This is a genomic window from Roseicyclus sp. (genome assembly GCF_965662675.1).
Classification (GTDB): Bacteria; Pseudomonadota; Alphaproteobacteria; order Rhodobacterales; family Rhodobacteraceae; genus Roseicyclus.
This window is the reverse complement of sequence record NZ_CBFIIK010000137.1, coordinates 1-6,403: the sequence shown is the minus strand read 5'-3', so window position 1 is coordinate 6,403 and position 6,403 is coordinate 1. Positions and strand designations below refer to the sequence as shown.

The window sequence follows — 6,403 nt, the reverse complement described above, 5'->3', positions numbered from 1 at the left end:
TTTCCTCCGACATCCGCAATGTTCTGGCCGCCGAGGATCTGACGTTTCGTAGCAACAACTCCGGCCTTTTGCTCGAGCGTTTGTTCAATACAAATGTCTATTTCAGCGCCTATCGTGAAATGTCTTTGGACCGATATGCCGAGTTGGACCGCCTGCGCCGTGCCGGTGTGCGCACGCCCGCAGCACCGCCCGAAGGTGTCGTGATCGAATAAGCGCGCTCACGGCTGCGTCAGCGCAGGTTGATGCGGCCGCGTGTGGCGTTATCTAGGCGGTGTTCATATAGCATTCGGGAGACGCTCTATGCTGCATCGGCTTGCGCTGGCCCTCGGGCTGACACTGACCCCGATCATGGCCCAGGCCGCGGGCGATGTGGTGGAGTTCTTTCTCGACAACGGCATGCAGGTGGTGGTGATCACCGATGATCGCGCACCGGCCGTCACCCATATGGTCTGGTACCGGGTCGGTGCCGCTGATGAGCCACCGGGCCAATCGGGCATCGCGCATTTCGTCGAACATCTGATGTTCAAGGCCACCGATGACATGGCATCGGGCGAATTCAGCGCCGTGGTCGAGGCCAATGGCGGCTCGGACAACGCGTTCACCTCGTGGGATTATACCGGCTATTTCCAGCGCATCGCGGCAGACCGTCTTGGCCTGATGATGCAGATGGAAGCTGACCGGATGCGCGATATCATCTTCGACCCGGCCGAGGTGTCGACGGAACGCTCGGTTATCATTGAGGAACGCGCCCAACGCACCGACAGCTCGGCGGGGGCGCTCTTCAACGAACAGATGCGCGCAGCCTTGTTCTTGAACCATCCCTATGGCGTGCCGATCATCGGCTGGCGCCACGAGATGGAGGCACTTTCGCGCGACGACGCGCAGGCGTTTCATGACATCTGGTATCACCCCAACAACGCGATCTTGATCGTGGCTGGCGATGTCACTGCCGATGCGGTGCGCGCACTGGCCGAGGAACATTACGGGCCGATCCCCGCCTTCCCATCCTTGCCCGAACGCGCACGCCCGACCGAGCCGCCCCATATCGCCAACCGCCGCGTCAGTTTCGCCGATGAGCGCGTGGCCAACCCCTATGTCTCGATCCAGATGCTCGCCCCCGTGCGCGAGCCCGGCGATCAGGCCGAAGCGGCGGCGCTTGTCATTTTGGCCGAGCTTTTGGGCGGCGGTGGGCAGACCTCGCTCTTGGCGCGCCGCCTGCAGGTCGAAGAGGAACGCTCGCTTTATGCTGCGGCCTTTTACGACAGCACCAGCTTTGATCCTTCGGGCTTCAGCCTTGTGAATGTGCCGGTTCCCGGCGTCTCGCTAGACGAGGCAGAGGCCGATCTGTGGCGCATCATCGAGGATTTCCTGTCCAAAGGCATCGACACCGACCATTTCGCGCGCATCAAGTTCCAGATTGCGGCCAGCGAAATCTACGAAGAAGACAGCACCCAAGGACTTGCGCGGCGCTGGGGTATGGAGCTGACCACGGGGCTGAGCGTCGCAGATATCGAAAGCTGGCCCGGCATTCTGGCCGCCGTCACGCCCGAGGATGTGATGGATGCCGCCCGCAGCCTATTCACCGATCCCGTCCATGTGACGGGGCATTTGATGCGGCCCGCCGCCGCCAGCGCGGAGATAAGCCAATGATCAAACGCCTCATCGTGGTGGCCTTTGCCGCACTCTTCGCCCTTCCCGCCGCCGCCAATATCGAGATCGAAGAGGTCACATCGCCCGGTGGCATCTCGGCATGGTTGGTCGAAGATGCCTCGATCCCCTTCGTCGCGCTTGAATTCTGGTTCGTCGGTGGCGCAGCGCTCGACGCACCCGATACGCGCGGTGCGACCTACATGATGATGGGCCTGTTGGAAGAGGGTGCGGGCGATCTGAACGCGCAAGACTACGCTGCCGCCGTTGAAGGTCTGGCCGCGAGTTTTTCATTCGAAAGCTACCGTGACGCCGTGGTCGTCAGCGCACGCATGCTGACCCAGAACCGCGGCGCGGCCGCCGACCTTTTGCGCGCAGCCGTAAGCGCACCCCGATTTGACCAAGACGCCATCGAACGTGTGCGCGCACAGGTCTTGGCCATCATCCAATCCGATGCGCGCGATCCGCAGGAAATCGCGGCCTCCACATTCAACGCGCTGGCCTATGGCGATCATCCCTATGGCTTTGCGCAAGAAGGCAGCGCCGAAACTGTCGCGGCGCTGACGCGTGACCATATTGTAGCCGCCCATGGCGCGGCGCTGACGCGTGATCGCGTCGTCGTGGGTGCGGCGGGTGACATCTCGGCCGAAGAATTGGGCATGTTGATTGACCATATCCTCGGCGATCTGCCCGCCGCGGCCCCACCGCGCCCCGGCCTTGCCGAATTTGCGCTGGAAGGTGGGGTGACGGTCGTCGATTTCCCAAGCCCGCAATCGGTGGCGTTTTTCGGTCATGCCGGCATCGAACGCGACGATCCCGATTTCTTCGCCGCTTTCGTGCTGAACCAGATCCTTGGCGGCGGCGGCTTCCGATCCCGCCTGATGACCGAAGTGCGCGAGGAACGCGGCCTGACCTATGGCATCGGCAGTTTCCTGTCTTTGGCCGATCTGTCACCCGGGCTTTTGGGCCAGTTTTCTTCCTCCAATGATCTGGTTGGGCAGGCGATTGAGGTGGTGAAGGAACAATGGGCCGATCTGGCCACCAATGGCGTCAGCCAAGAAGAACTCGACACTGCCATCCGCTACATGACGGGCGAATACCCGCTGCGCTTCGATGGCAACGGCACCATCGCGGGGATATTGGCGGCGATGCAATCCGACGACATCCCGGTCGATTACGTCACCAACCGCAACGCTTATGTCGAGGCGGTGACGCTCGCGGATGTGCGGCGCGTGGCTGGTCGTTTGCTTGACCCCGAGGGGCTACATTTCGTCGTCGTCGGTCAGCCCGAGGGGTTATCCCCCGGAAACTGACCCCTCGGCCCTTGGCCCGACTCGGGCGCGCATGCTAGGTTTTGGGGTATGTCGCTTGATGACCCCAAGATAAGCCGCCCCATCATCCGCCAACTGGATGATTCCGCGATCAACCGGATCGCGGCGGGCGAGGTCGTGGAACGCCCAGCCTCCGCCGTGAAAGAACTGGTCGAGAACGCGCTCGATGCGGGCGCCACGCGTGTGCTGATCGAGATCGCGCATGGCGGCAAGTCGCTGATCCGCGTCAGCGACGATGGCTGCGGGATGGGGCCCGAGGATCTGCCGCTGGCCCTCAGCCGCCATGCCACCTCCAAGATCGACGGCAGCGATCTGCTCAACATCCAAAGCTTCGGCTTCCGCGGCGAGGCGCTGCCCTCACTGGGCGCCGTCGGGCGGCTCAAGATCACCAGCCGCGCGGCGGGCCTTGAGGCGCATGAGATTGCCGTGAATGGCGGCGTGATGGACCCCATCCGCCCCGCCGCCCTGTCGCGCGGGACCATCGTGGAATTGCGCGATCTCTTCTTTGCCACGCCTGCGCGGCTGAAATTCCTGCGCAGCGACAGGGCCGAGATGCAGGCGATCACCGATGTGGTGCGCCGCTTGGCGATGGCCGAACCCGGCGTGGGCTTCACCCTCAAGGACATGACCGATGAGGGGCGCGTCGTGCTGCGCGCCGATCCTGAAACGGGCGATCTGTTCGATGCGCTGGCCGGGCGACTACGCGGGCTGATGGGGCGCGATTTCATCGACAACGCGCTGCGCATCGACGCCGAACGCGAAGGGCTGGCCTTGCGCGGTTACGCCGGGCTTCCAACCGCCTCGCGCGGGGCGGCGGTGGCGCAGTTCTTCTTCGTCAACGGGCGGCCGGTCCGCGACAAACAACTCTATGGTGCGCTGCGCGCGGGATACATGGATGTGCTGGCGCGCGACAGGCATCCGGCGGCGGCGCTGTTTCTCGACTGCCCGCCCGAGCGGGTCGATGTGAACGTCCACCCCGCCAAGGCCGAGGTGCGCTTTCGCGACCCCGATCTGGTGCGCGGGCTTGTCGTCTCAAGCTTGCGCCATGCGCTGGCGGGGGCCGGGCCGCAGGGCGCGACCACCATCGCCGATGGAATGCTGTCGGCCTTTCGGCATGAGGCCGAAGCGCCCGCGCGTATCTATCAGATGGACCGCCCCAGCCAAGCCAGCCTGATCCGCGCCCGCGACTGGCAAGCGCCTGGGCTGGCCGAGGATAGCGCGCCTTGGGCGCCCTCTGCCCGTGTCGATGACGCAGCGCCCGCCACCGAAGAAACCGCCCGCCCCTTGGGGGCTGCGCGCGCGCAACTGCATGAAAACTACATCATCGCCCAGACCGAGACAGGCATGGTGATCGTCGATGCCCATGCCGCCCATGAACGGCTGGTCTATGAGCGGCTGAAGCGCCAGATGGAAGAAAACGGCATCGCCCGCCAAGCCTTGCTCATCCCCGAGATCGTGACGCTAGGGGCGGATGCCGACCGGCTGCTGGCCCATGCCGAAGACCTTGCCGCCCTTGGGCTGACCATCGAAGCCTTCGGCCCCGGCACCATCGCCGTGCGCGAAACGCCGGCGCTGCTTGGTGCGGTCCCGGTCGAGCCGCTCTTGCGCGACATCCTTGATCAGATCGACGATCTAGGCCGGTCCGAGGCGTTGCGCGCCCGGCTTGATGCGGTGCTGTCGCGCATCGCCTGCCACGGATCGGTGCGCACAGGCCGCCGGATGAGTGCCGAGGAAATGAACGCTCTTCTGCGCGAGATGGAGGCGACGCCGAAATCGGGCCAGTGCAACCATGGGCGGCCCACCTTCGTCACGCTGGCGCTTTCTGACATCGAAAAACTCTTTGGGCGGAGCTGAGCCATGGAAAACGCACCGCTCTTCGCCATGCTCGATGGGTTCGCCGCCGACCTCAGGGCATCCTCGCCCTTTGGCGCGGGTGTCGATCCGCTGCCCGTCTATCTGATCCTCGCGCTTCTGGCAGTGCTGGTGATGATCATAGCCTTCATCCGGCGTGGCGCGCGGTTGAAACGGGCCGAGGCAGGGCTTGCCGAGATCGAGGCGCTGCGCCGCCAGATCGCCGTGGGCGAGGCGCGCGCCGAACGCCTGCCGCTGCTCGAACAACAGCTTTCCGAGGCACGCGATGAACGCGACGACCTGTTGGGCGCGCTCAACCAAGCCGAGGCCAAGCTGGAGACCGTGGAGCGCAGCCACACCGCCCGGCTCGAGGAATTGCGCGGCCTGAATGAGGCCTTGCAGGGCAAGTTCAAGACGCTGGCAAACGAGGTGCTGGAGGGCAATTCCAAGGCTTTCCTCGACCGCGTCACCGAACGCTTCGCCACCCATTCCGAAACCGCCAAGGCGGAACTTGAGGCCCGCCAAAAGGCCATCGACGGCATGGTCAAGCCCTTGAGCGAACGCTTGGGTGCCTTCGACACGATCCTGCGCGAGATGGAAAAGCACCGCACCGACGCCTATGGCGCGATCCGCGAACAGGTCGAGCATCTGAAACTCGGCCAGGCCCAGCTTTCGGGCGAGACGCGGAAACTGGTGCAGGCCTTGCGTGCGCCCAAGACGCGCGGGCGCTGGGGCGAGATGCAGTTGCGCCAAGTGTTCGAACTCAGCGGCATGGCCGAGCATGTCGATTTCGAGACCGAAACCAGCCACCGCACCGAGGACGGGCTCCAGCGCCCCGATGCCATCGTGCGCATGCCGGGCGGTCGGTCGCTGGTGATCGACGCCAAGACCTCGCTCGACGGCTATCTCGATGCGCTCGAGGCCGAAACCCCCGAGGCGCGAGACCTCGCCATCACCCGGCACGCGCGGCAAGTGGCCGATCATGTGCGCCTACTCTCGTCGAAAAAATATCATGACCTCTTGGCCGATACGCCCGATTTCGTGGTGATGTTCATTCCCGGCGATGTGTTCCTGTCGGCCGCCGTGGAAACCGACCCAAGGCTTTTGGAGCGCGCGATGGAGGCCCGCGTGGTGATCGCCACGCCCTCGACGCTGATCGCGCTTTTGCGCACGATTGCCTTTGGCTGGCAGCAGGAGGCGATCGCGGAGAACGCCGTGACGATCCACCGTGAGGCGAAAGAGCTTTACGCCCGCCTCGCCACCTTTGCCGCCAATCTGCAACGGGTTGGTGTGGCGCTGAACCGCTCGGTCGACAGCTACAACAAGGCGATGGGCTCGCTCGAGGCGCGCGTGCTGCCCTCGGCCCGCAAGCTCGAGGCGATGCAGGTGGTGCAGACGCCCTCGCCCGATCTGCAGGATGCGCCGCGGGTGGAACTGGTGCCGCGGCGTTTGACAGCGGCGGAGTTGCTGACCTCGGACGACAACGAGGACTGAGGCGCACAAAACTGCGGGTTCGCATGCGGGAATACTGCAGTTTTCCCAGACGTTTTCCTGCAGGAAAACGCCCCCCTACA

Annotated in this window: 5 protein-coding genes; all 5 read left to right on the top strand. The window is 64.4% G+C overall.

Annotated features, from left to right (window positions below; genetic code table 11):
• Nucleotides 1-212: DUF3035 domain-containing protein (locus tag ACTG4J_RS14300; protein ID WP_439140413.1), on the top strand; the 212-nt coding region annotated here is incomplete at its 5' end.
• An 88-nt stretch (nt 213-300) separates the two neighbouring features.
• The gene (locus ACTG4J_RS14295; RefSeq protein WP_439140412.1) at nt 301-1,650 is read left to right on the top strand and encodes a M16 family metallopeptidase; all 1,350 of its coding nucleotides are present in this window, start codon (nt 301-303) and stop codon (nt 1,648-1,650) included.
• On the top strand, nt 1,647-2,960 hold the full coding sequence (locus tag ACTG4J_RS14290) for a M16 family metallopeptidase (protein ID WP_439140411.1): 1,314 nt from the start codon (nt 1,647-1,649) through the stop codon (nt 2,958-2,960). The genes ACTG4J_RS14295 and ACTG4J_RS14290 overlap by 4 nt, the downstream gene beginning before the upstream one ends.
• A gap of 48 nt (nt 2,961-3,008) precedes the next feature.
• Nucleotides 3,009-4,832 carry a DNA mismatch repair endonuclease MutL gene (gene mutL, locus ACTG4J_RS14285; RefSeq protein WP_439140410.1) on the top strand — a complete coding sequence of 608 codons (1,824 nt, stop codon included), beginning with the start codon at nt 3,009-3,011 and terminating at the stop codon, nt 4,830-4,832.
• 3 nt (nt 4,833-4,835) lie between these two features.
• Nucleotides 4,836-6,323: a DNA recombination protein RmuC gene (gene rmuC, locus ACTG4J_RS14280; protein WP_439140409.1), complete on the top strand. Its 1,488-nt coding sequence runs from the start codon at nt 4,836-4,838 to the stop codon at nt 6,321-6,323.
• The last annotated feature ends 80 nt before the right edge of the window (nt 6,324-6,403 follow it).

Excerpts from the sequence above, each read along its gene's own strand:
- ACTG4J_RS14295 (WP_439140412.1), top strand. The coding sequence starts at position 301 with ATGCTGCATCGGCTTGCGCTGGCCCTCGGGCTGACACTGACCCCGATC.
- ACTG4J_RS14290 (WP_439140411.1), top strand. The coding sequence starts at position 1,647 with ATGATCAAACGCCTCATCGTGGTGGCCTTTGCCGCACTCTTCGCCCTT.
- rmuC (WP_439140409.1), top strand. The coding sequence starts at position 4,836 with ATGGAAAACGCACCGCTCTTCGCCATGCTCGATGGGTTCGCCGCCGAC.
- mutL (WP_439140410.1), top strand. The coding sequence starts at position 3,009 with ATGTCGCTTGATGACCCCAAGATAAGCCGCCCCATCATCCGCCAACTG.